The 25,137-nt window shown below is 62.5% G+C and carries 20 protein-coding genes; 15 read left to right on the top strand and 5 right to left on the bottom strand.

The window, feature by feature from the left end; genetic code table 11:
* Window positions 1–5 precede the first annotated feature (5 nt).
* From AWB65_RS02160 to purU, 4 genes are all read left to right on the top strand, one after another.
* Window positions 6–572 carry an adenine phosphoribosyltransferase gene (locus AWB65_RS02160; protein ID WP_087665553.1) on the top strand — a complete coding sequence of 189 codons (567 nt, stop codon included), beginning with the start codon at window positions 6–8 and terminating at the stop codon, window positions 570–572.
* Window positions 573–579: 7 nt separating this feature from the next.
* Window positions 580–1,194 (top strand): LysE family translocator, encoded by a 615-nt coding sequence (locus tag AWB65_RS02155; RefSeq protein ID WP_087665552.1) that lies wholly within the window; start codon window positions 580–582, stop codon window positions 1,192–1,194.
* Between the two features lie 82 nt (window positions 1,195–1,276).
* Window positions 1,277–2,122 carry an NUDIX hydrolase gene (locus tag AWB65_RS02150; RefSeq protein ID WP_087665551.1) on the top strand — a complete coding sequence of 282 codons (846 nt, stop codon included), beginning with the start codon at window positions 1,277–1,279 and terminating at the stop codon, window positions 2,120–2,122.
* 26 nt (window positions 2,123–2,148) lie between these two features.
* Window positions 2,149–3,018 (top strand): formyltetrahydrofolate deformylase, encoded by an 870-nt coding sequence (purU, locus tag AWB65_RS02145; RefSeq protein ID WP_087665550.1) that lies wholly within the window; start codon window positions 2,149–2,151, stop codon window positions 3,016–3,018.
* Window positions 3,019–3,077: 59 nt separating this feature from the next.
* Here the strand turns inward: purU and AWB65_RS02140 are convergent, their stop codons facing one another.
* From AWB65_RS02140 to uvrA, 3 genes are all read right to left on the bottom strand, one after another.
* Window positions 3,078–3,911: an alpha/beta fold hydrolase gene (locus AWB65_RS02140; protein ID WP_159907500.1), complete on the bottom strand. Its 834-nt coding sequence runs from the start codon at window positions 3,909–3,911 to the stop codon at window positions 3,078–3,080.
* A 207-nt stretch (window positions 3,912–4,118) separates the two neighbouring features.
* Window positions 4,119–5,204 carry an AI-2E family transporter gene (locus AWB65_RS02135; RefSeq protein ID WP_087655933.1) on the bottom strand — a complete coding sequence of 362 codons (1,086 nt, stop codon included), beginning with the start codon at window positions 5,202–5,204 and terminating at the stop codon, window positions 4,119–4,121.
* Between the two features lie 124 nt (window positions 5,205–5,328).
* The gene (gene uvrA / locus AWB65_RS02130) at window positions 5,329–8,202 is read right to left on the bottom strand and encodes an excinuclease ABC subunit UvrA (protein ID WP_087665548.1); all 2,874 of its coding nucleotides are present in this window, start codon (window positions 8,200–8,202) and stop codon (window positions 5,329–5,331) included.
* Between the two features lie 241 nt (window positions 8,203–8,443).
* On the opposite strand from uvrA, the gene AWB65_RS02125 reads away from it, so the two are divergent.
* From AWB65_RS02125 to AWB65_RS02095, 7 genes are all read left to right on the top strand, one after another.
* Window positions 8,444–9,646 (top strand): MFS transporter, encoded by a 1,203-nt coding sequence (locus AWB65_RS02125; protein WP_087665547.1) that lies wholly within the window; start codon window positions 8,444–8,446, stop codon window positions 9,644–9,646.
* A gap of 127 nt (window positions 9,647–9,773) precedes the next feature.
* The gene (locus AWB65_RS02120; RefSeq protein ID WP_087665546.1) at window positions 9,774–10,307 is read left to right on the top strand and encodes a single-stranded DNA-binding protein; all 534 of its coding nucleotides are present in this window, start codon (window positions 9,774–9,776) and stop codon (window positions 10,305–10,307) included.
* A 536-nt stretch (window positions 10,308–10,843) separates the two neighbouring features.
* Window positions 10,844–11,491 carry a response regulator gene (locus tag AWB65_RS02115; RefSeq protein WP_087665545.1) on the top strand — a complete coding sequence of 216 codons (648 nt, stop codon included), beginning with the start codon at window positions 10,844–10,846 and terminating at the stop codon, window positions 11,489–11,491.
* Between the two features lie 155 nt (window positions 11,492–11,646).
* Window positions 11,647–12,318, top strand: coding sequence for a response regulator (locus AWB65_RS02110; RefSeq protein WP_087665544.1), 672 nt, complete (start codon window positions 11,647–11,649; stop codon window positions 12,316–12,318).
* A 109-nt stretch (window positions 12,319–12,427) separates the two neighbouring features.
* Window positions 12,428–13,072 carry a response regulator gene (locus AWB65_RS02105; protein WP_087665543.1) on the top strand — a complete coding sequence of 215 codons (645 nt, stop codon included), beginning with the start codon at window positions 12,428–12,430 and terminating at the stop codon, window positions 13,070–13,072.
* Between the two features lie 163 nt (window positions 13,073–13,235).
* Window positions 13,236–13,982 (top strand): MIP family channel protein, encoded by a 747-nt coding sequence (locus tag AWB65_RS02100; protein ID WP_268808229.1) that lies wholly within the window; start codon window positions 13,236–13,238, stop codon window positions 13,980–13,982.
* Between the two features lie 24 nt (window positions 13,983–14,006).
* The gene (locus AWB65_RS02095) at window positions 14,007–18,422 is read left to right on the top strand and encodes an ATP-binding protein (protein ID WP_087665541.1); all 4,416 of its coding nucleotides are present in this window, start codon (window positions 14,007–14,009) and stop codon (window positions 18,420–18,422) included.
* 53 nt (window positions 18,423–18,475) lie between these two features.
* On the opposite strand, the gene AWB65_RS02090 is transcribed toward AWB65_RS02095, so the two are convergent.
* Entirely contained in the window at window positions 18,476–19,408 is a 933-nt protein-coding gene (locus tag AWB65_RS02090) for a LysR family transcriptional regulator (protein WP_087665540.1), read from the bottom strand.
* A gap of 453 nt (window positions 19,409–19,861) precedes the next feature.
* Here AWB65_RS02090 and AWB65_RS02085 point away from each other — a divergent pair, with 453 nt between their 5' ends.
* The 3 genes from AWB65_RS02085 to AWB65_RS02075 all read left to right on the top strand — a co-directional run bounded on the left by AWB65_RS02085 (window position 19,862) and on the right by AWB65_RS02075 (window position 22,596).
* A complete protein-coding gene (locus AWB65_RS02085; RefSeq protein ID WP_087665539.1) occupies window positions 19,862–21,004 on the top strand; it encodes a porin in 1,143 nt (380 codons plus the stop codon).
* Between the two features lie 172 nt (window positions 21,005–21,176).
* On the top strand, window positions 21,177–21,623 hold the full coding sequence (locus tag AWB65_RS02080) for a CHRD domain-containing protein (protein ID WP_087665538.1): 447 nt from the start codon (window positions 21,177–21,179) through the stop codon (window positions 21,621–21,623).
* Between the two features lie 19 nt (window positions 21,624–21,642).
* On the top strand, window positions 21,643–22,596 hold the full coding sequence (locus AWB65_RS02075; protein WP_087665537.1) for an alpha/beta hydrolase: 954 nt from the start codon (window positions 21,643–21,645) through the stop codon (window positions 22,594–22,596).
* Here the strand turns inward: AWB65_RS02075 and AWB65_RS02070 are convergent.
* Entirely contained in the window at window positions 22,566–23,414 is an 849-nt protein-coding gene (locus AWB65_RS02070) for an EcsC family protein (RefSeq protein ID WP_087665536.1), read from the bottom strand. The two genes, AWB65_RS02075 and AWB65_RS02070, sit on opposite strands and share 31 nt — an antisense overlap.
* A gap of 109 nt (window positions 23,415–23,523) precedes the next feature.
* On the opposite strand from AWB65_RS02070, the gene AWB65_RS02065 reads away from it, so the two are divergent.
* A complete protein-coding gene (locus tag AWB65_RS02065) occupies window positions 23,524–25,119 on the top strand; it encodes an MDR family MFS transporter (protein WP_087665535.1) in 1,596 nt (531 codons plus the stop codon).
* Window positions 25,120–25,137: the final 18 nt, after the last annotated feature.

Raw genomic sequence — 25,137 nt, 5'->3', positions numbered from 1 at the left:
ACATCATGTCCAGCCTTCCCACGACCGCCCCGTCCGACGCCGCGCAATTCATCAAGAACCGCGTGCGCACGATCGACGGCTGGCCGCAGCCGGGCGTCCAGTTCCGCGACATCACGCCGGTCCTGGCGGATCGCCGCGCGTTGCGCACGTTGATCGACCTGTTCGTGCAGCGCTATATCGATGCGAAGCTCGACACCATCGCCGGGCTCGATGCGCGCGGTTTCATCATCGGGCCGATTCTCGCGTATGAACTGAGCATCGGCTTCGTGCCGATCCGCAAAAAGGGCAAGCTGCCGTACAAGACGCTCTCGCAGTCGTACGAGCTGGAATATGCGAGCGCGACCGTCGAGATTCACGAGGACGCGTGCCAGCCGGGCGAGCGCGTGGTGATCGTCGACGATCTGATCGCGACCGGCGGCACGATGATGGCGGGCACGCAGTTGCTCAGGCGCCTGGGCGCGGTGGTCGTGGAAGGCGCGGCGATCATCGATTTGCCGGACCTCGGCGGCTCGAAGCTTTTGCGCAACAGCGGCCTCCCGCTTTTCACCGTGTGCGAATTCGCCGACCGATAACAACGCCATGCCCAACTTTCTGCTTTTTTTAGCCGCATCGGTTGCGATCACCGTTGCGCCCGGTCCCGACAACCTGCAAGTGCTCGCGCGCGGCATCTCGCAAGGCCGCGCGGCGGGCCTCGTCGCGGCGCTCGGCTTTGCTGCCGGCATCAGTTTTCACACGACGCTCGCCGCGCTCGGCGTCGCCGCGTTGCTGCGCTCATCGCCGATGGCGTTCGAAGCAGTGAAGCTGGCCGGCGCCGCGTATCTTGTGTGGATCGGCATCAAGGCGCTGACGAGCCGCGGCCTCGCGACCGCGCACGAGCGTCCGAGCCAGCCGCTCTCGACGGTGTTCCGTCAAAGCGTGATCGGCAACATGCTGAATCCGAAGGTCACGCTGTTCTTCATCGTGTTCCTGCCGCAATTCGTCAATCCGCACGGCGGCCAGAGCGTGATGCTGCAAATGTTCGAACTCGGCGCGCTGTTCATGCTGCAGACGGTCGTCGTGTTTTCGATATTCGGGATCGGCGCGGGAATGATCGGCGCGTGGCTGAAACGCCGGCCGCGCGTCGGCGTGTGGCTTGACCGGCTCGCGGGCGCTACGTTCATCGCGCTGGGGATTCGCGTCGCGTTGCGCGACTAGCCTCGCGCGGCGGGTTTTAGAAACCCCCGCGTTACAATTGCCGGCTTTGCCTAGGCGCCTATGACGCGTCGCCGGAGACTCCATGCCCCTGCCTTCGATCGCCGCCGCTCGTCGCTTCGATCCCGCTGCGCACCTGCCGTTTTTCATCGGCAATGAGCGTGTCGGCTGGATTCGTCGCGGCGATGTATCGCTGCTTGGGCGCTGGCCGGGCGTCTTCGCGATCGATGCCTCCGCGGTCCGCCTGTCGCCGTCGTTCGATACCGTCGATGCCCGCAGCGCGGCGCTCGGCGCGGTGATCGGCATGCTCGCCGCCGACGGCCGTATCCCCGGCTGGCGCGACGAAACCTACGCGATCCGCAACCACTTCGACGCCGCGCCGCTCGCGTTCATCGAGCGCGCCGCGTCGCGTTTCTTCGGGACGATGACGTACGCGGTGCATCTGAACGGCATCGTAGAATATGACGATTGCGCGCCGCAGTTGTGGATCGCGCGCCGGAGCGAGAGCAAGGCGACCGATCCGGGCATGCTCGACAACGTCGTCGCGGGCGGCATCGGCTGGGGAATGGGCGTCGAGGCGACGCTCGTGAAGGAGTGCTGGGAAGAAGCCGGCATGTCATCCGAACTCGCTGCGCGCGCCGTGCGCGGCGGCACGTTCCACGTATTGCAGACGCTGCCCGAAGGCACGCAGGCGGAGCAGATCTTCGTCTTCGACGTCGCGCTCCCCGCCGATTTCGCGCCGCGCAACCAGGACGGCGAAGTCGGAGAACACCGGCTCGCGCGCATCGACGAAGTCGCGCGCTGGATCGAAGAGGGCGCGCTCACCGTCGATGCGAGCCTCGCCACGCTCGATTGCCTGCTGCGCCGCCGCTGGATCGACGAGGAAGCCTGCGAGGGCATCGCCGCCGTCTACGACAGCCCCGCGCCATAAATTTAAAGCGAAGGAGTTACCGGTTCATGTCGACCGAACATAGTTTCATTCTGAAGTTGTCGTGCCCGGACCGGCCCGGCATCGTGCACGCGGTGTCGGGGTTCCTGTTCGCCCTCGGCGGCAATATTCTCGATTCGGCGCAGTTCGGCGACAGCCACACCGGCGAGTTCTTCATGCGCGTGCACTTCCAGCAGGTCGGCGGCGATCCGGGGCTGGAGGCGCTGCGGGCTTCGTTCAACGAGCTCGCCGAGGATTTCGGCATGCGCTGGGAGTTGCACGACGCGTCCGTGAAGCCGCGCGTCGTGATCATGGTCTCGAAGATCGGGCACTGCCTGAACGATCTGCTGTTTCGCTATCGCACCGGCCAGTTGCAGATCGAAATTCCGGCGATCGTCTCGAATCACAAGGATTTTTACCAGCTTGCGGCGAGCTACGACATTCCGTTTCACCACTTGCCGCTGACTTCGTCGACGCCGCAGGCCAAGGCCGCGCAGGAAGCGCGCGTGCTGGAAATCGTCGAGCAGCACGACGTCGATCTCGTCGTGCTCGCGCGCTACATGCAGATTCTGTCGCCGCAGATGTGCGAGAAGCTCGCCGGCCACGCGATCAATATTCACCACTCGTTCTTGCCGAGCTTCAAGGGCGCGAAGCCGTATTACCAGGCGTTCGACCGCGGCGTGAAGCTGATCGGCGCGACCGCGCATTACGTGACGACCGACCTCGACGAAGGCCCGATCATCGAGCAGGAAGTGGAGCGTGTGGATCACAGCATGACGCCGGATCAACTGACGGCAATCGGCCGAGATGTGGAATGCGTGACGCTCGCGCGCGCCGTGAAGTGGCATGTGGAGCACCGGATCGTGCTGAATGGCAGCAAGACGGTGGTGTTTCGCTGAATCGCTCTTAGGAAAATCTTGCAAGAAAGCCGCCGGTCGTCATGACCGGCGGCTTTTTTTTAAGCGTGTGTCGCCTCGACGATCGCGTCCGCCACGGCCTGCGGCTGATCGATCGAAACAAGCAGCATCGCGTTCGGCACGCTTTTCAGGCGCGCGTTCGGGAACGACTCCTTCAGCCGCACGCCCAGCGCCGGAGGAAAGAAAATGCAGTTCTCGCCCCAGACCAGCGACACCGGCTTCTGGTACTTCGAGAAGTTCTTCGCGGCGTCTAGCGTGTAGTGCGGCGCCATCGCGAGCAGAACCTTCAGACCGTCGCGGGCGACTTCCGGATTCGTCACGCCGCCGCCCAGAATTTCCAGAAGTTCGCTATCGGGCAACCTGGTTTTCGCGGCCGTCGCGAGGAACGCGGCGCGTCCCTCGGGCGTTTGCGACTGCGCGGCGAGCGCCACGGGATCGGCCTTCGCGGCGTCCTGCACCGTCTTGAACGCGGGCGGCGGATATTCCTCGAACGCATCGCAATTGGTCAGCACCAGCCGACCGATGCGCGCGGCACGCGGATCGTCGCCAGTCGCGGCGATTTGCGTCACCGCGCCGCCTGTGTCGTTCGCGACGATCGTGACGTCTTTCAGGTCGAGCGCTTCGATCACGTCGAGAAGGATGGCGGCGAGGCCGGTTGGCGAGAGATCGGCGTCCTCGCGGGCCGGAACGTGTTGCGCGCCGAAGGGGAAATCCGGCTGGATGTGGCGCAGCCCGTCCGGCAATTTTTCGACGACCGGGTCCCAGATGTGGCTGTTCGTGAAGATGCCGTGAACGTACAGGACCGGACGACCGGTGCCGCTCTCGCGATATTCGACGGTTCCCGCCGATGTATCGACCGCCTTGCGTGTGCTCATGGAAAAGCCTCCTTCGATGGTTTGACGTGTGTTCGAGCGATTAGCCCTGGCATTGGTATACGCCGTGAACATCGGACGAAGGCGCGGAATTCGTAAATTTTGCGCAGCGGAAACGTGAACAATTGTGGACGACGGATCGATCGGCCGATGAAAAAAGCCGCCAGTCTTGCGACTGGACGGCGTTCGTTTCAAAGCATCGGATAGGGGCTAAACCAGCCGCAAATAAATCAGTTCGCGCTTGATATACGCGTAGAAAATCGGCGCGGCGATCACGCCCGGCAGGCCGAACGCGGCTTCCATCGCGAGCATCGCGAGGAGCAGTTCCCACGCGCGCGCCTCGATCTGCCCACCGATGATCCGCGCGTTCAGGAAGTATTCGAGCTTGTGGATCAGGATCAGGAACACGAGCGACGCGACCGCCGTGCCGAACGACACCGACAGCGAAATCCCGACGATGATCGTGTTCGAGATCAAATTGCCGATCACCGGCAGCAACCCGACGATGAACGTGACGAGCACGAGCGTCTTCGAGAGCGGCAGCCGCTCGTGGAAGATCGGCAGCGCGATCAGCAGGTACATCGCGGTGAAGACGGCGTTGATCGCCGAGATCTTGATCTGCGCGAACACGATGCGGCGGAATGCGTCGGCAAAGCGCGTCACGCGCGTGACCAGCGCCGTCGAAAGCGGCAGCCGATGCGGATGCTTCGGCACGCTGACCGCGATTATCGCGCCGATGATCATGCCGATCAGGATATGGCCGAAGCCGCGCGCCATCTCCTTGCCGCCTTGCTGGAGCTGCTCGGCGTGCCGGTGCATCAGTTCGGTCGCCTTGTCCTTCATCTGGCCGGCATCGACGGGAAGATAGTTCGCCACCCAGTCCGGCACGCGCAGGCGCGCGTGCGAACTGATCGTCATCAACTGGTCGAGCAGTTTCTGCATGCTCGGAACGTCGTGCTCGAAATGCTCGATGGTGGCGATGGTCGCGCCCGTCAGCCCGCCGATGATCACCGCCGACAGCAGCACGACCGCGACGAGCCGCGCGCGGCCGCTCGTCATGCGCTTTTCGATGAACGGCGAGATCATGTGCACGAGCTGGTACACGAGCATGCCCGCGAGCAGGCCGCCGAGCAGCTTCAGTTCGAGCACGAGGAACATGCCGGCGAACATCGCGAGATAGCTGCCGATCTCCACCGCCGACAGCTTCGGCATGCTCATGTCGCTCGTCAGCCTGACCGGCCGGGCGGGCAGGTCCCGGACCCGCCGCTCCTCGGTCGCTTCGTTGCGCTTTGCCATGACCGCTTCCATCTCCTGTCGCCAGCTTGGTTCATCACCGTTGCAGCACGGTATCGCTACCGGGCGCAACTCGTGTTCCCGGCGAGTTCACGCCGCCGGACGGCCCGGGGTTCAGCCCGTGCGTTCAGGCTGCCGATTTCGGCCGTTGCAACAGCGGTGCCAGATACCTGCCGGTAAAACTGGCCTTCGACTTCGCGACCTGCTCCGGCGTCCCGTGGGCGATGATCTGACCGCCGCCGGCCCCGCCTTCCGGACCGAGGTCGATGACCCAGTCGGCGGTTTTGATCACGTCGAGATTATGCTCGATGATTACGACAGTATTACCTTGATCGCGCAGCCGGTGAATCACTTCGAGCAAAAGCGCGATGTCGTGGAAGTGCAGGCCGGTGGTCGGCTCGTCGAGAATGTATAGCGTCCGACCCGTGTCGCGTTTGCTCAGTTCCAGCGACAGCTTGACGCGCTGCGCCTCGCCGCCGGAAAGCGTCGTCGCCGACTGTCCGAGCCGGATATAGCCGAGCCCGACGTCGAGCAGCGTCTTCAGCTTGCGCGCGACCACCGGCACCGGCTTGAAGAACTCGTGCGCCGCTTCGACCGTCATGTCGAGCACTTCGCTGATGTTCTTGCCCTTGTACTGGATGTCGAGCGTTTCGCGGTTGTAGCGCTTGCCGTGGCAGACGTCACACGGGACGTAGACATCGGGCAGGAAATGCATTTCCACCTTCAGCACGCCGTCGCCCTGGCATGACTCGCAGCGCCCGCCCTTCACGTTGAACGAGAAGCGGCCGGGATCGTAGCCGCGCTCCTTCGAGCCGGGGACGCCCGCGAACAGCTCGCGGATCGGCGTGAAAAGGCCAGTGTAGGTAGCCGGATTCGAGCGCGGCGTGCGGCCGATCGGCGATTGATCGACGGCGATCACCTTGTCGAAATGTTCGAGCCCTTCGATCGCCTCGTAAGGCGCCGGCTCGGTCGCGGAACCATATAGATGCTGCGCGACCGCGTGATAGAGCGTGTCGTTGATGAGCGTCGACTTTCCCGAACCCGACACGCCCGTCACGCAGGTCAGCAAGCCGACCGGCAATTCGAGCGACACGTTCTTCAGATTGTTCCCATACGCCTCGATGATGCGCAGAAAGCGATTGTCCGGCGCGGTGCGCTCGGTGGAATAGCTGATCGAGCGCTTGCCCGACAAGTACTGGCCAGTCACCGAATTCGGGTCGTTCTGGACCTGCTTCGGCGTGCCTTGCGCCACGATCACGCCGCCGTGCTCGCCCGCGCCCGGGCCCATGTCGACGACGTAATCCGCCATGCGGATCATGTCCTCATCATGTTCGACGACGATGACCGAATTGCCGATGTCGCGCAGATGCTTGAGCGTGCCGATCAGCCGGTCGTTGTCGCGCTGATGCAGGCCGATCGACGGCTCGTCGAGCACGTACATCACGCCGGTGAGCCCAGAGCCGATTTGCGAAGCGAGCCGGATGCGCTGTGCTTCGCCGCCGGAGAGCGTCTCCGCGCTGCGTTCCAGCGACAGGTAATCCAGCCCGACGTTATTCAGAAACGACAGCCGCGCGACGATTTCCTTCACCACCTTGTCGGCGATTTCGCGCTTCGCGCCTTCGAGCGTGAGCGTCTGGAAATAGCCGAGCGTGTCGCGCAGCGGCCAGCCGCTCACTTCGAAGATGCCGCGCGCGTCGTCGCCCGAACCAACTTTGACGTTGCGCGCTTCGCGACGCAAACGCGTGCCTTCGCACGCCGGACACGGCTGATTGTTCTGGTATTTCGCGAGTTCCTCGCGCACGGCGGTCGAATCGGTCTCGCGATAACGGCGCTCCAGATTCGGGATGATCCCTTCGAACGCATGCTCGCGCACCGACGTCCGGCCGCGCTCGTTGATGTACGAGAACGGAATCTGCGTCTTTCCGGAGCCGAACAGGAGGATCTTGCGCACCTTTTCCGGGAGGTCCTCGAACGCCTGCTCGATGTCGAACTCGTAGAACGCGGCGAGGCTTTGCAGCATCTGGAAGTAGAACTGGTTGCGCCGATCCCAGCCTTTCACGGCGCCCGCCGCCAGCGACAGAGACGGATGCGCCACCACGCGCTTCGGATCGAAGAACGTAATCTGACCGAGGCCGTCGCATTCGGGACACGCGCCCATCGGATTGTTGAACGAGAAAAGGCGCGGCTCGAGCTCCTGCAGCGAGTAAGAGCAAACCGGACACGCGAATTTCGAACTGAAGAGCTTTTCGGCCTCGGTGTCCATTTCTAGCGCGATCGCGCGGCCATCGGCGAGGCGCAGCGCTGTTTCGAACGATTCCGCGAGCCGCTGCTTCATATCCGGCCGCACTTTCAGCCGGTCGATGACGACGTCGATCGTGTGCTTGTCGTTCTTCTTCAGCTTCGGCAGGGTATCGACTTCATAGATTTTCGCGACGCCCTCGTTCGCCGTGCCGCCGCCCGAGCGGATGCGAAAGCGGATGAAGCCCTGCGCCTGCATCTCCTCGAACAGCTCGACGTGCTCGCCTTTCCGGTCCGCCACGACGGGCGCGAGGATCATCAGCTTCGTTTCCTCTGGCAGGGCGAGCGCGGCATCGACCATCTGCGAGACGCTCTGCGCTTCGAGCGGAAGGTGGTGATCCGGACAATACGGCGTGCCGACGCGCGCAAAAAGCAGGCGCAGGTAGTCGTGAATCTCGGTGACGGTGCCGACTGTCGAGCGCGGATTGTGCGACGTCGCCTTCTGCTCGATCGAAATGGCGGGCGACAAACCCTCGATCAGATCGACGTCCGGTTTCTCCATCAGCTGCAGGAATTGCCGCGCATACGCCGACAGACTCTCGACATAACGGCGCTGGCCTTCCGCATACAGCGTGTCGAACGCGAGCGACGACTTGCCCGACCCGGACAGGCCCGTAATCACGATCAGCTTGTGCCGTGGCAGGTCGAGACTGACGTTCTTGAGGTTGTGGGTGCGAGCCCCACGAATACGGATTTCTTCCATGAACCGGGCGGAAAGTGAGGGGGCTAAACCTGCTACTATAACGACTTTTCAAGGGCGCCGTTTCCGTGCCCGACAGCGTCAGCGAAGCGCCGGAAGGGTTGTCACGCGGCGCGTTTCAGCCGGGTGGCGCGCCCGGGCACTGCGTCTCATATAGTGCCGTTTCCAGTAACTACAAGGCGGCCGCGCCGGGGCTTCATCTCGCGCCCCGGCCAACGCGACTCTCCAACATTTCCCGCTTCTGATGTCCAATCCGTCTGCCATGTCTTCACGTCTTAGCGCGCCCGAATTGCGCGCGACCGTGTCGCTCGCCGCGATTTTCGCGCTGCGGATGCTCGGCCTCTTCATGATCATGCCGGTGTTCTCGATCTATGCGAAGACGATTCCCGGCGGCGACAACGTCTTTCTCGTCGGCCTGGCGCTCGGCGCGTACGGCGTCACGCAGTCGATGCTCTATATCTTTTACGGCTGGATCTCGGACAAGCTCGGCCGCAAGCCCGTGATCGTGTTTGGGCTGATCGTGTTCGCGATCGGCAGCTTCGTCGCGGCGGTCGGCCACTCGATGACGTGGATCATCGCCGGGCGCGTGATTCAGGGGATGGGCGCGGTGTCGTCAGCGGTAATCGCGTTCATCGCCGATCTCACGAGCGAGGAAAACCGCACGAAGGCGATGGCGATGGTGGGCGCGAGCATCGGCGTGTCGTTCGCGGTGGCGATCGTCGGTGCGCCGATCGTGTTCCACTGGGTCGGGATGAGCGGCCTTTTCACGGTGATCGGCTTCCTGTCGATTCTGGCGGTGGGCGTGGTGCTGTGGGTCGTCCCCGATGCGCCGACGCCGCCCGTGCACGTCAAGGCACCGTTCGCCGAAGTGCTGCACAACGTCGAATTGCTGCGTCTGAACTTTGGCGTGCTCGTGCTGCACGCCACGCAGACGGCGCTCTTTCTCGTCGTGCCGCGCATTCTGGAGGCGGGCGGCCTGCCGGTCGCGGCGCACTGGAAGATTTACCTGCCGGTGATGGGGCTCGCGTTCGTGATGATGGTGCCCGCCATCATCGCCGCCGAGAAACGTGGAAAAATGAAGAGCGTGATGCTGGGCGCGATCGGGCTTATCCTGATCGGCCAGTTGTTATTGGGCGCGGCTCCCCATACGCTATGGTCTGTGGCCGCGATCCTGTTCGTGTACTTCCTCGGTTTCAACGTGCTGGAGGCGTCGCAGCCGTCGCTCGTGTCGAAGCTCGCGCCGGGCACGCGCAAGGGCGCGGCGGCGGGGGTCTACAACACGACGCAGTCGATAGGACTCGCACTGGGTGGCGTGATCGGCGGCTGGCTGCTGAAGGTGGACGGGCAGAGCGCCGTCTTTTTTGCGTGTTCTGCGCTGGTGTTCGCGTGGCTCGTCGTGGCCGCGAATATGAAGGCTCCGCCGCGCAAGGTTCAGCGCGTGGTTTAAGCGCGCGAGTTAAGCAAGGTTTCAGGTCAATCGAATTCAGTTGGGGGCGGTGACGGTTCGGGACTTGCGAGTCCGTGTGAGCCGCGCGCCGCGTCCGACGGCAAGGTATCGAACAACAGGAGAAATCATGGCATCCGTCAATAAGGTCATTCTCGTCGGAAACCTGGGCGCCGACCCGGAAACCCGCTATCTGCCAAGCGGCGACGCCGTGGCGAACATCCGTCTCGCGACGACCGACCGCTACAAGGACAAATCGTCCGGCGAAATGAAGGAACTCACGGAATGGCATCGCGTGGCGTTTTTCGGACGGCTCGCGGAGATCGTGAACGAATATCTGAAGAAGGGCTCGTCGGTGTATATCGAGGGGCGTATCCGTACGCGCAAATGGACGGACCAGGCGGGGCAGGAAAAGTATTCGACCGAGATCGTGGCGGACCAGATGCAGATGCTGGGTGGTCGCGGCGGCGCGGGCGGTGGCGGTGATGACGGCGGGTATAGCCGTGGCGCGCCTGCGGAGCGTGGCGGAGGCGGTGGCGGTGGCCGCGCGCCGGCGGGTGCCGGGCGTGCCGCGGGCGGTGGCGGGGCGAGCGGTGGATCTAGTCGCCCAAGCGCGCCGGCCGGCGGCGGGTTTGACGAGATGGATGACGATATTCCGTTTTAATCTTTCAGTAGATTGGCAAGAAACCCCGCGATCTGAAACGTCGTGGGGTTTTTTTTAGCCTGCGTTTTTACACGCTTTTGCGTCTTCTTAATTTGGCTTGTAAATCTGAGAAAAATCTCGTATAGCGTGCTTTTCCTCGCCGCACGCCTTCCACAAAAAAAGACATTTAAGCGACAGTAAATGTCACTTCTGTCTCTAATGTAGCGACACTTCCGCCACTCAACTCGAATAAGCCTTAGCTGATAGGGAATGCATTCGTGCCCGCCTAAATTAGCGCGTCTCTAGCCATCGCGCAAAAGTGGGTAAAAAGCATTTAGGACAAATCGTATGGAGAATGGATTTTACGCCGATTACGCTGCTGAAAATATGCGGCAAGCGTTTTCATTTTAAGCATTCGTAATGCAGCACCTCTGAAATTTAAGTCGTTCTGATTTCCGGTAGTGCTGCTGAAGTCTGTGAGTCATGAAAAGAAGCATGGTATGTCGGCCTGGATTCTGGCCGAAGCATAAACAAAATAAAAACCGGGGAGGGTCGCTATGAAGTTACGTGTGGTTTTAGCAGACGATCATCCGTTTGTGCTGCTGGGTATCCGGGCAACTTTCAGCACCGATGAAAGTCTGGAAATCGTAGGAGAGGCGGTCAATGCCAGCGCGCTTATTGCGCTGTTGGGGAAGACGCGTTGTGACGTCCTCGTCACGGATTTCGCCATGCCGGAGCAGGGTTCGCAGACCGAAGACGGCTTGCGGTTAATTCGGCGGGTGTGTCGCGACTGGCCTCATATACGCATCGTCGTGCTGACGAGCATGAGCAACGTGGCGATCTTGCGTTCCATCCTGAATGCTGGCGCGATGAGCTTGCTTAACAAAGTCGAATCAATGGAGGAACTGGCTGCCGCAGTGCGGTTCGCCGGGGTTGGACGGCGGTACTTGAGTACTTCGATTGTCGCGGCCCTCGCGGTCGCCGGCGCGGAAACTGACGCGCTCGCGGACGGTCCGCGGCTTTCTCCGCGTGAGATCGAGGTGGTTCGCATGTTCGCTAGCGGCATGTCAATTACCGAAATCGCGCGCTCGCTGGATCGCGACGTGCGAACCATCAGCCGCCAGAAACGCGACGCCATGAGCAAACTCGGAGTTCGGAACGATCCCGGCTTGTTCGCGTTCGCGCGCGCACATGGATTGGCTTGATTATGGAAATTTTTACTGATTTAGGACGTATCTCATGTTGAAGAATGCGTCGATGACTGATGCTTACGTGCGTTATTTTAGGCGGCGTTTAAGCTTTTTGCTGTTCCGAATTAGACCCTTAATCCGGAGTTGCGCCCGATACAAGGAGCGGGTAAATGCATGCGTTCACTAAATTAATACGGCTGGCAGTCGCCGATGACCATCCCTTGGTTATTCTCGCTATCGAGAAACTGATTGCTAATATCCCGAATATCGAAATCGTTTGCCGGGCTCAGGATTCGACTGAATTAGTCGAAGTGCTTGCGACGCAGGAATGCGACGTCGTGGTCATGGATTTTTTCATGCCCGGTGGCAAGTATGGCGACGGCATAGATTTGATCAGATATGTCGCGAGCCGCCATCCGAAAGCAGCGATCGTCGTTTTATCGATGATGACCGACGCGGAGCTGATCGCGCAGGCACTCGAGTCGGGCGCGAAAGCGATGGTGAGTAAGCAGGACCGGCTCGAACTGATCTATGTGGCGATTGTGACCGTTCTCGCGCAGGAGGATTATCTCGGGCCGTCAGTGCGAGCGTTACTCGCGGACGCCAATGTGGCGAACCGCGTGGACCTGATTCGCAAGAAGCTGACACGTCGCGAACTCGATGTCATCGCGCGCTATGCACGGGGCGGAAACGTCACGGAGATAGCCAAGGAACTCGGACGCAGCGTCAAAACGATCAGCGCCCAGAAGTGCGCAGCGATGCGAAAGCTCGATCTGTCGACCGACGCGGAGCTATACCGTTTCGCATTCGACAGCGGACTCGTTCAGGCGCGCCGGGCGTGAAGCGGGGCTGATTCAACACCTCGAGATGCCAACATTCGTGTTGCGAGCCGGAGAGGGTCGAGGCTGTCCGGAGAGAGACTCGTAACCTCAAAACAGAAAAAGAAGAACGATGCAGAGAAAAATAAGGGTCATCGTCGCGGACGACCATCCGGTAGCGCGCGAAGGCATTGGCGCCTACCTGAGGCGGGACCGGCGAATCGATTTGGTGGGCATGGCCAGCGACGCGAATTCACTCGCATCCCTGCTCTCAGACCACTCTTGCGACTTCGTGTTTTCCGATATCGGCATGCAGGGAATGAATGGCGAGAGTAATTCCATCTCGTTCCTGAGGCGCCTCGCGCGGGAGGCGCCGCGGCCACACATCGTTGCGGTCACGATGATCGCGCATGCCCAAATGTTGGCCGGGCTGATGAACTTGGGCGTGGAGGGCATCGTCGACAAGCGCGACGCGCTGGAATCGTTGACCGAGGCGATCAACGCAATTACTCGCGGACGGCGTTTTGCATCGCTGCACGCATATGAATTGTTGTCCGCAACTTTGCCCGACGTGCCGGCCCGCGCGGGTACGTTGAGCGCGCGCGAGTGGGACGTCTTTCGGATGTACGCGAGCGGCATGCCCATTCCAGAAATCGCGGATTACTTCAATCGCAGCAGCAAGACCGTCGCTACCCAGCGACGTAGCGCGATGCGCAAACTTGGCCTCGATTCCGAATCCGAGTTGATTGCCTATGCGCAGCAGATCGGGCTGACGTAAACAGCCCCTTTCGACAATGCGTGCAAAGACCGCTTTGGGACCTATCTGATGTCGGTAAAACGTTCTGCCCGTCAGACTCTTCGTTTCCCCGTATCGAAATGTCTGCACGGACGCCGTTGGTGTCCGTAGTCGCGCGAATTTCATTCCAAATTCAAGGAGCAACGTGATTAGAAGACTGACTGCCGAATGCGCGGGAACCTTCTGGCTCGTTCTGATGGGATGCGGTTGCAGTGCATTGGCCGCGGGCAGCTTCGTGGCGGACCCGGGCGTTCTCGCGCAATCGATCGCGTTCGGTCTTGCGATGACCGCTGCCTCCTATCTTCTTGGGCCCATCTCCGGTGCTCACTTCAACCCGGCCGTGACCGTCGGCCTCGCGGTCGCGAATCGGTTTCCGGTCCGTGATCTGGTTCCCTACATTCTTGCGCAGTTGGCCGGTGCTACATCGGGCGCGGCCTTGCTGTATTTCCTCGCACGCGCGCGGCCCGGTTTCGAACTCTACGCGCCCAGTTTCGGCGTGAATGGCTACGACAGCCATTCGCCCGGAAATTACCAATTGCATGCGGCATTCGTGATCGAAGCCGTGATGACTTTCGCCTTCGTAATCGTGAAGCTCGCGACGTCGGCTGGTCGCGCATTTCGCGTCGGCGGCCCGTTGATCGTCGGATTGACGCTCGCGCTGATTTACGTCGTGACGATGCCGGTGACGGGTGCGTCGGTGAATCCGGCGCGCTCGACCGGGCCGGCGCTCGTCGTGGGCGGTTGGGCGCTCGACGAATTGTGGCTCTTCTGGGCCGCTCCGCTCGCTGGAGGAATACTCGCCGGCGTGTCCTTTCCATTGCTTTTCGGACGAGGCGCGCGGGAAGGCACGAAGACCGCCGATCGAAAGTTCAGCGACTTGCCGCAGCGATAGCGCGCATCGACGGGAACCGCCGCCATGGCAAACCTCAGTAAAATTTTTTTTGCATCGAGTGTGACGCTGCTTTGTGCTCGCCTGCTGCTTTGTTCGATGCTGTTCGCGTCGGCGCCAGGCGCGCACGCCGATCCGGCCCGCGCGATCGCGGCCGGCCGGCCGTTGAAGGACTACCCGGTCCTGACGGTCGGCGTGCTGTCGGCAGCGGCGGACCCATCGGCGACGGTTGTACGCGGCGAGCCCGCCGGCCTGAGCATCGACGTACTGCGTGAACTCACCGGCCCGGCCGTTCGATTCGACGCGCGCACCTATTCCACGATGGCCGAGATGATCGCCGCGGCATGCTCGGGCGACGTCGACATTCTCGCGAACGTCTCGCGCGCCGCCGATCGCAACGGCTGCCTGACCTTCACCGTCCCTTACTCCTTCGATCAGTCGATCATGATCGCGCGCACCGCCGATTTCGCGACGATCTCGCGCGAGGGCATGCGTCAGGCGATTGTCGCGATCGAGGAGGGATATTCGCTCGAAAGACTCATCCGCGAACGATTCCCCGAAGCGAAGATCCGCGCTTATCGCCAGGGCCGGCAGGCGTTGCAGGCCGTCGCGGACCATTCGGCCGACGTGTATTTCGGCGTCGCGCCCGGTGCAAGCCAGCTGCTCGACGCCGCCGAATTCGATACGCTCGGCGTCGTGCGCACTCAGAATGGCGAGCTGAACGAATCGCGCTTTGCGGTTCCCGCGGGCCGCGTGGCGCTGCGCAACGACTTGAACGAGCGCCTGCTCAAGCTCGATTCCGACCGCCTGCACAACATCCGTTCCGCTTCGAGCGACAAACTTCAATCTGGCGCGGACGCTGGCAAGCCGCTTGTGCTGAGCGCGAACGAGCGGCGTTATCTGCACGCCTTGCAACCGATCACGGTCGCCTTCGATGCCGACTGGGCACCGTTCAGCTACGTCGATTCCGACGGGCGCGCGCGCGGCATCGCTGCGGCGTACCTTGCGTATCTGTCGAACGTGCTCGGCGTGACGTTCGATCGTCGCGCGTACGCGGATTCATCGGCGGTTTCGCGGGCGTTCGCGCGCCGCGACGCCGACATGATCCTCACCGCCGAGCAGGACCCGGACAAACTGGCAGGCGGCATCGCGACGGAGCCGCACGACCGCTTCCCGCTCGTCATCGTCGGACGGCACGGTCAGGCCGCCGTGAAGAACCTCGACGATCTGCCCGTGCGGCGCGTTTCGGTCAGCGAGCGTCTCGCGGCGGACGGCAGCCTTGTCAACCTGGCGCCGAAGGCGAAATTCGTCGTGGTGCGAAACCTGAACGAAGCGCTCGATCGCGTGGCGAGCGGAGAAGCCGATGTGGCGGTCGGCAATCTCGCCGCAGTCGATCTCGCTTTGTCTTCCCGATTCGACGATCAACTGAAAATTCTCGGGCCGGCGGGCAAGTCGGAGAGCATCGGATTCGCGCTGCGTCCTGAACTGGCCGGGTTGGTGCCGCTCGTCGACCGGGCGCTGAAGGCGATGCCCGAGGTCGAGAAGCAGAAGATCAACGTCGCGCGCCAGGCTGCGCTTTCGCAGCCGCAAAGCGGCTGGAGCGTGAACGCGCTGCGTCTCTTGCCGGCGCTGATCGCGATCGGCGTCGTGCTCGCCGTGACGCTGCGCGCGTTCATCCTCCTGCAACGCGAGATGAGCCGGCGCATCGAAACCGAGGAGGCGCTCGCGACGCAACTAAGCTTCCAACGCACGATGATGGAGGTGGTGCCGTATCCGCTTGTCGCGAAGGATCTCGACAATCGCTATATCGCGGTGAATCGCGCGTTCGAGGAGGCGCTCGGCGTGCGCCGCGAGGAAATCATCGGGCGTTCGACCGTCGACGTGATGCCGTGGGGCTCGACATATAGCGAGCAGATTCACCAATTGTCCGCGCTCAGCATCGCGACCGGGACGCGCCAGCAAGTCGAACTCGAGTTTTGCGACCGGCACGGCCAGCAGCGCCACGGCCTCTTCTGGACCGGCACGTTCAACGCCGCCGACGGAGCGATGGCGGGCATCGTCGGCACGATGATCGATATCACCGACATCCGCGACGCCGAAATGCGCGCGCGTGAAAACGAGCGGCGTCTGCACGACGTCACGCGCTCGCTGCCGGCCGTGGTGTTCCAACTGCGCCGCGCACCCGACGGCAGTCTCAGTTTCCCGTATATCGGAGGCGACACGCGGCCGCTGTTCGGCGTCGACCTGCTGGAGCTCGGCGCGGACCAATTGGCCTGCCTCTCGCAGATTCATCACGAGGACAAAGGCACGCTTCGCGACGTGATCGAACGCTCCGCGCTGACGCTCGAGCCGGTGCACGCCGAGTTCCGCTCGACCGCCGACGGCGGCAAGCGCTGGGTTCGCGCCGTGCTGGCGGCGCGTCGCGAAGACGACGGCTCGGTCGTGTGGAGCGGCTACTGGGTCGACGCGAGCATCGAGCGCGCGCGCGCCGACGAACTGGCGCGGGCGCGCGACACCGCCGAAGCCGCATCGCGCGCGAAGGATGACTTCCTCGCGATGATGAGCCACGAAATCCGCACGCCGATGAACGGCGTGCTGGGGCTCGTCGAAGTGTTCGAGAACACGCCGCTCAATCCGGACCAGGCGCAGATGCTCGGCATGATTCAGGACTCGGCGAGCGCGCTCCTGCAAATCCTCGACGACCTGCTCGACTATTCGAAGATCGAAGCGGGGCGCCTCAGTATCGAATCGACGCCGATCGACTTGCGCGAACTCGTCGATAGCGCCGTCGGCTTGCTCGCGGGCCGCGCGCACGAGAAGGGCTTGCGGGTGCGCGTCGACGTCGCGCCGGAAGTGGCGGCGAGCGTGTGCGGCGACAGCGTTCGGCTGCGTCAGGTGCTCTTCAACCTGATGAGCAACGCGATCAAGTTCACGATGAAGGGCGAGGTCGCGCTGCGTGTGCAGGTGGCCAAGACGCGCGGCGCCGAGCAGATCATCGAATTGTGCGTCGAGGATACCGGCATCGGCATCGCGGCGGACGCTCAGGCGGGCCTCTTCGAGCCGTTCGTGCAGGCGGAGACATCGACGACGCGGCGCTTCGGCGGGACGGGGCTCGGCCTCACGATTTGTCACAAGCTCGTCGAACTGATGGGCGGCACGCTTCATCTGCAAAGCGAAGTGGGCATCGGCACGCGCATGACCGTGCGGCTCGCGATGCTGGTCGACACCGTGAACTACCAGATCGACGGCCTGCGCGGCAAGAAGGGCATCATCGCGATCGACGATGCGTGCGTCGCGCGGGCGCTGGTCGACTACGGGCAGGCGCTCGGCCTCGAACTGCGCGTGCTGTCGCGCACCGACGACGCATTGAAGCGCGCGCGCACGTTCGACGGCGTCGAGCTCGTTTTCCTGAGCGATGCGCACAAGGACGCGCTGCCTGTGAAATCGCGCGTGATCCACGTCACGGAGAAGCCGAAGCCCACCGGCTATCGCATCCTCGACGACGACATCCGCGTGAGCGTCAATCCGATCTCGTGGCGCGGTCTCGGCGCTGCATGCGTCGCCGCGCTGACCGGACTGCCGCAGATCGTGTCGCGCGCAACCGGCGGCGTCGAGACGAGCATGCAGGCGCCCGATCGCGACAAGGCGTTGAAGAGCGGCCGACTCGTGCTCGTCGCCGAGGATCATCCGGTGAATCAGGAGCTGATCCGGCATCAGCTTTCGCTGCTCGGCTTCGCCTGCGACGTCGCGCACGATGGCGTCGAGGCGCTCGCGGCACTCAAGAACACGCGCTACGGCTTCCTGATCACCGATTGTCATATGCCCAACATGACGGGCTACGAGCTTGCGCGGCGCGTGCGGACGAGTGAACTGGGCACGTCGCGGCGTCTTCCGATTCTCGGCATCACGGCGAGTACCGCGCCGGAAGAACCGCGGATGTGTCGCGAGGCCGGCATGGACGACTGTTTCGTCAAGCCGACCCGTCTCGCCACGTTGCGCGAGCATTTGCACCGCTGGCGCACCGTCGATGCGCCCGAACCGGTCGAGCAGAAGATCGAACGGAAGCCGCCTGCATCGATGGCGCCCATGTGGCCTACGTCCGATGACGAACTCGATCTGACGTATATGACCCAGTTATGGGGCAGCGAAACGACGGTGAAAGCGCTGCTGGACTCGTTCGTGTCTTCCTTCCTCGACGACCTCGCGACGCTCAAGCCGCTGCTCGAAAACGGCTCGGTCGAACGACTGAGGGAATGGCATCATCGCGTGTTTGGGGCGGCGAGCGTGTTGCAGTATCGGCCGTTGCTCGCCGCGCTCGAAGCGTTCCGAAGCGATCTCTCGGAGAAATCGCGCGTTCAGCGCCGTGACGACGGTATGGCGCTGATAGCGCGCTGCGAGATTCTGCTCGAGCGAATCGAATCGCAATGCGCGGCGATCGCTTAACGCAATTCGGCTTACGTCGAAAGTGATACCGAACGCGGCCCCGGCCGCGTTTTTTATGCGGCCGGCGACTGAAAATGCGCCGCCGACACATCCTCGCGGAAAAAGGCGAGCGTGAAGTCGACGAACGCGCGCGTCTTCGCCGACACATGCCGGCGCCCAGGATAGACCAGCGACACTTCCTTGTCCGCGCCCTTGATCGCGAAACCCGGCAAGAGACGCACGAGCGCGCCGCTTTCGATGTCGCGCGCGACGTGGCTCTCGGGCAGCACGGTCACGCCCATCCCGCAGATCGCCGCTTGCCGCAGCATCGGCGAGTTGTTGACCGTGTACGCGGGATCGAGCGTGACGTCCTCGTCATCACCGGAGGGGCTGGTGAACGACCACGTCGAGCCGTGAATATCGGACGATGGCGCGAGGAACGCGTGCTTCGTGAGCGCGGCGGGGCGCGCTGGCGTGCCGTAGAGCGCGAGATAGCCGGGCGCGGCGACGACGACCGGCATCACCCTGAACAGCGGTCGATTGATCAGCGTTCCGCTGTTGACGAGCCGCGGCACGACAATACCGACATCGAAACCTTCGTCGACGAGATCGACAGGCCGGTGCAGCAGGGTCAGGCGGAGTTTCACGTTGGGGAAGCCATCCCGAAAGGCGCTCAGGAGCGGCGTGAGCCCGAGCAAGGAAAACGACGCCGACGCGACGAGCTTGAGCGTGCCGGAGGGATCGGTGGAACTGCTCGTGATCGACGCCTCGACCTCCTCGACCTGTTCGAGCACCGCCTTGCAGCCGAGCGCGTAGGTGCGCCCGGCTTCGGTCAGCGAGACGCTGCGCGTGGTGCGGTTCAAGAGACGCGTATTGAGATGGGCTTCGAGGAGCGCGACATAACGGGTCACGACAGCGTTCGACAGTTCGAGCCCGGCCGCGGCCCGTCCGAACGATCCCGCTTCCGCGACTTTCAGAAAAACGCGCATGGCTTGCAAATGATTCATGGTCCTGCCCGATGAAAATGCGCGCTGGCAGGAAGGCGCGGCGGATGATCGGCAGCGCTCGGGACAGTCGAGGCGCCGGCTACGCGCGCGATATTAATTCCTTGCCCATCACGATGAGATACGAAATTTCCTAGATCTCAAGGACGTCGCTACAAGTGCACTGTCGTGTGTGCGCAACTTCGGTGAATATTTCGGAATCCAGATCTAAATTTGAGATACCGGCAAACCTATGGAACGTAAGTGTTTTCCCGTATCAAAATTGCATTTTTCGACTTATTCGAAATGATTTTTGTGTTTTCTTTGGTGGTTGATGGAATTGGACGCGTCCTAAACTTTGGTCTGCCGAATAACGGTGTCCGGAAAACCGGAGGCGTGGTGGTCCCGCTCAATCGAAGAGTGCAGCGCCGCGTTTAGCAACCAATCGAGTCGCAAGACTCATTCAAAGGATCACACATGAAAAAGACTCTGATTGTGGCGGCCGTATCCGCTTCTTTCGCGACTGCCGCGAGCGCGCAGAGCAGCGTGACGCTGTACGGGATTGTCGATGCGGGCTTTACCTATGTGAACAACGAAGCCACGGCGCAAGGTGATGCCAATAGCCACAACGCCACCGTACGTCTGTCCGGCGGCAACGTAGAGGATAGCCGCTGGGGCCTGAAGGGTCAGGAAGACCTCGGTCGTGGCATGAAGGCGATCTTCACGTTGGAAAGCGGTTTCGACGTCACCAACGGCCGGTCGCAACAAGATGGCCGAATTTTCGGCCGTCAGGCATTCGTCGGCGTCACGAGCAACGACTTCGGCACCGTGACGCTCGGTCGCCAATACGACTCCGTGGTCGACTATCTGGGGCCGATGACGGCGAGTGGCTCTTGGGGTGGTACGTTCTTCGCGCATCCGTTCGACAATGACAACACGTACCACACGGTGCGCGTGAACAATTCGGTGAAGTACCAAAGCGCGAACTACGGCGGCTTCTCGTTCGGCGGCCTCTATGGCTTCTCGAACGCCGCCGGCGGATTTGCTTCGAACCGTGCTTACAGCGCCGGCATGCAGTACGCGAACGGCCCGTTCAAGATCGCCGCCGCCTACCTGCAAACGCAGAACACGAACTCGGGTAACGCGGGCGGTGCGATCACCGATACGCTGGATGCGAATCACCTTAGCGTCGGTCTCGTTCCGAGCCAGTCGCAGCGTACCTACGGCGTGGGCGCGAACTACTCGGTCGGCGCCCTGACGTTCGGCGGACTGTGGACGCAGTCGCGTTTCCAGTACGACCTGGGCGATTCGGCTCTCCGCTTCAACAACTATGAGGTGAACGCACGCTACAACCTCACGCCCGCATTGGCACTCGGCGGCGCATACACGTACACGGACGTGAAGGGTTCCGTGCCGGGTTCGCGTAACAGTGACCACACGCAGTATCACCAGATTGGCCTCCAGGCAGACTATGCGCTGTCGAAGCGCACTGACATCTACGCGGAAGGCGTCGCGCAATTTACGAACAGTGATGGCCGCTACGCCAACGTCTACGGCACTGCTCCGTCGAGCAGCGGCAATCAGGTCGTCGTGACAACGGGTATCCGTCACCGCTTCTAAAGCGAATTGATCGGTAAGCAGTAGCAAAAGGGCACCGCAAGGTGCCCTTTTGCATTGCCTCTTCCCAAAACACCAATCAAACGAGGTGATTCCAAATGCACTAACATGGATTATGAGATGAGCGCCGGGGCGTTGTGATGCACGCGGTCATCCGTCACAGGAGAGCATAAAAATGAATTCGATATTCAGGCCGCGTATCTGCTTGGCGACTGTCCTCGTGTTGTCGGCGTTGACATCGGCGGGCGCTTTCGCCGATACCGTTGCGTTGAAGGCGAATCTCCAGCCGTCGAGCGAAGTGCCGCCGCGTGTGAGCAAGGGGCACGGCGTCGTCGAGGCGAATTTCGATACGACCAGCAAGACGCTGACCTGGACCGCGACCTATTCGGAACTGTCCGGCCCGGTCACGATGGCGCACTTCCATGGCCCCGCGCCGGTCGGGCAGAATGCAAAGCCGCAAATCCCGGTCGATAAAGGCGCGCTCGCCAGCCCGATGAAAGGGCAGGCCACGCTGACGGATCAGCAGATCACTGACCTGATGGCCGGCCAGTGGTACTTCAACATCCACACGGCGGAAAACCCATCCGGCGAGATTCGCGGACAGGTCGTGCCGGCAAATTGAAGCCCATGGATCGCGCCCGATGAGCTGGCAAAGCGCGTTGGCCTGCTGGATCGTGCGCCGGCGCATGCGCCCCGAGACCGCGAAACCGGTCATTGATGTCGCGCGCGCGCGGGCTTATACCGCGCGGCGCGTCTGGTCGCCGAAGGTGCCGCCCGGCTGGCGTCTGACCGAACACTACGACATACATGCCGCCCCTCTGCGTGGCGAATGGCTCGCTTCGGCCGCGCCGCAGCACATCACGATTCTTTATCTGCATGGCGGCGGTTATTACTTCTGTTCGCCGCGCAGTCATCGTTCGCTGGTGTTTGCGCTCGCCACGCGCACCGATGCGCGCATTTTTTCGCTCGACTATCGCCTGGCTCCAGAGCACCGCTTTCCGTGCGCACTCGACGACGCCGTCGCCGCCTATCGCCGATTACTCGCCGATGGCGTTCCCGCGCGGTCGATCGCCATCGCGGGCGATTCCGCTGGCGGCGGCCTCGCGCTGGCAACGCTGCTCAAACTACGCGACGCAGCCGATCCCTTGCCCGCATGCGGCGTCCTGTTTTCGCCGTGGACGGACCTCGCGTCGACCGGTGCGTCGATCGTGACGAACGACGGCCGCGACCCGATGTTCCACGGCGCGGCGCTCGCTCGCGCGGCGAAGGTCTATCTCGGCGATGCCGACGCGACAAATCCCTGCGCTTCCCCGCTATACGGCCGCTTCGAAGGTCTCCCGCCGCTGTTGATTCAAGCCGGCGACACGGAAGTGCTCCTCGACGACTCAACAAGAGTCGCGGAAAAGGCGCGCGGGGCAGGCGTGACGGTCGATTTCGAGATCTGGCCAAAAGTGCCGCACGGCTTCCAGTTGTTCGCGCCGTTCATGCCGGAGGCGAATCGCGCGCTTGAACGCGCCGCCCGCTTCATCCGCGAAGCGACGCCGCCGCCGCAACGCGCCGCCGCTCAACGGCTGCCGGAAACGTCGATCGTCTGATAGGCGCGCTCGATGGCCACCTGGCCGTATTGCCGTTCAAGCCGCCGCACGGTGAAATGGCCGTGCGCCATTTGCTGGAAGTGGTCGATGAACACGGTGTTCACCATCGCGCCGAGCACCGCGCCGATCGCCGGAATCGACTTGGCCGCGACCTGTTCGCTCACCTGCACCGAGAATCGCGACGCCACCGTGTGCAAAAACTTGATGAGCGCGGTCGATCCGTGGCTGCTCAGGCCCTTCGCCGCGATCTCATTGGTCGCTCGCGAGACCGACTGCGCCAGCGCGCCGCGCACGATGAAATAGCCGAGGTCGGCGTTGTCGTCGCTCTTGCTCGGCCCGCCCATGCCGAGCACCATCATGCATTGCAGTTGCGTGTCGATCCGATGGATGTCCTCGCCTTCACTGCGCGCGATGTCGCAGATCGAGCGGAACATCAGCGTCGTCGTGACGGGCAGCTCGACCGGCAGCGCGAACATGCCGAAAGCCCCACCCGCGGCGCCGGTCGTCGCGACCGCGAGCTTGTGCATCAGGTTGTGCGGCTTGTCGGGCGTCGGCGCCATCAGCGAATCGAACGGTGACGACTTGCCGAGCGTGCGCAGCGCGAGTTGCAGGCACTTTTTCAGCGCGAGTTGCGTCGCTTCGTCGATCTTTTCCTGCGCGATGTTCGGCATCTTCGCCATCAGCTTCTCGATTGGCGAGCCGACGACGCTCGCGAGCTTCATCGTCAGCGACGGGCTTTCGAGTGCCTCCTTCGCGTGGCGCAGCGCCTCCAGGTCGTCGGTTGAAAGGGGCGTGCTGGCGATCGGCGTGGGTTCCATTTTTGGCTTCTTGAAATAGTAAGAGAGTGCGTCCGGGAGCAGATTAGAGCGTTTTCGCGTGCTAAGATTCGATTTCCGTTGACTCGTCAACTATTGCGACAGCCAAAAAATGGCCGTTCATACAGCCGCGCAACATTCCAGTTCGCAGGTCCTGCCGTTCCGCGAATCGCTGATGGCGATGATCGGCATCTCGTTCGTAACGATGCTCGTCGCGCTGGATCAGACGGTCGTCGGGACGGCGCTGCCCACCATCGTCTCCGAATTGAAGGGCTTCGATCTCTACGCGTGGGTCGCCACGTCGTATCTGCTGCTTTCCGTCATTACCGTACCCATTTTTGGCCGCCTTGGCGATTACTACGGACGCAAGCCGTTCGTGATCGCGTCGATCGTCGTCTTCACCGTGGCGTCCGTGCTCTGCGGGCTCGCCAACAGCATGCTCTTTCTCGTGCTCGCGCGCGGTCTGCAAGGCATCGGGGGCGGGATGCTGGTCGGCACGGCGTTCGCGTGCATTGCTGATCTGTTTCCCGACAACGTCGTGCGCCTGCGCTGGCAGGTGCTGATGAGTTCGGCGTTCGGCATCGCGAACGCGGTCGGGCCGTCGCTCGGCGGCTTTCTCACCGAGTATTACGGCTGGCGGTCGGTGTTCTACGTGAATCTGCCGGTCGGCGCGCTGTCGCTGGTTTTCGTCTGGCGTTATCTGCCGCATCTCCGGCACGTCGCGCACGAGGGCAAGATGCGGCTCGACTGGCCTGGCGCCGCGCTGATCGCGATTGCGCTCGGTTCGCTGCAGGTGTTCGTCGAAACCGTGCCGAAGCAGGGCGTCACGGCGGAAACGGTTGCACTCATTGCGATGAGCGTCGCGAGCGCGATCGCGCTGTGGTTCTGGGAAAAGCGCTGCCCGCACGCGATCCTGCCGATCGACATGTTTCGCAACAAAAGCCTCGCGGCGCTCTTCACGCTCGGCATTCTTGGCGGCTTCACGATGTTTTCGCTGCTGTTCTACGCGCCGCTGCTGTTCCAGGGCGGTTTCGGGATGTCGCCGAAAGATGCCGGGCTGATGATTACGCCGCTCGTCGTGTTCATCACGATCGGCAGTATCGCGAACGGGCGGATCGTCACGCGCGTGAAAAACCCGAATTCGATGCTCTACGTCGGTTTCGCGCTGCTGGTCGTGGCGTGTCTCGGTGTGGTGATCGCGACGCGCGCGATGCCGCGTCCCGTCCTGATGACGTTCATGCTGATCGGCGGCCTGGGGCTCGGTTTCGTCATGCCGAACCTGACCGTTTTCGCGCAGCAGACGGCTGGGCGCCAGCATCTCGGCATCGCGACGGCGCTTTTGCAATCGTTGCGGATGATCGGCGGCATGATCGGGACGGCGCTGACCGGCACGCTCGTGACGCATTTGTACGCGAGCGGCGTGAAGCTCGCGCTGGACAAGGACCACGCCTCACACTGGTACCCCGATCTCTCCGATCCGCAGATTTTGATCAACCGGGAGGCGCAGGACACGCTGCTGTCGCAACTCGGCGCGGCAGGTCACAATGGCGCGCTGCTGCTGGAAGCGGCGCGCGAGGCGCTGGTCGCCGCGATCCATATAGGGCTCGCGCTGGCGGCGATCGTCGCGGTGATTTCGCTCTGGCAGTCGCGCCGCGTGCCGCCGATACGCCTGAAAGGCCCAGTCGATCCGACGATCGTCGCCGAATGATTTTGCGGGAAGACAACA

The sequence above is a fragment of the Caballeronia humi genome, assembly GCF_001544475.1.
GTDB lineage: Bacteria > Pseudomonadota > Gammaproteobacteria > Burkholderiales > Burkholderiaceae > Caballeronia > Caballeronia humi.
This window is presented reverse-complemented; position numbering and strand designations above follow the sequence as displayed.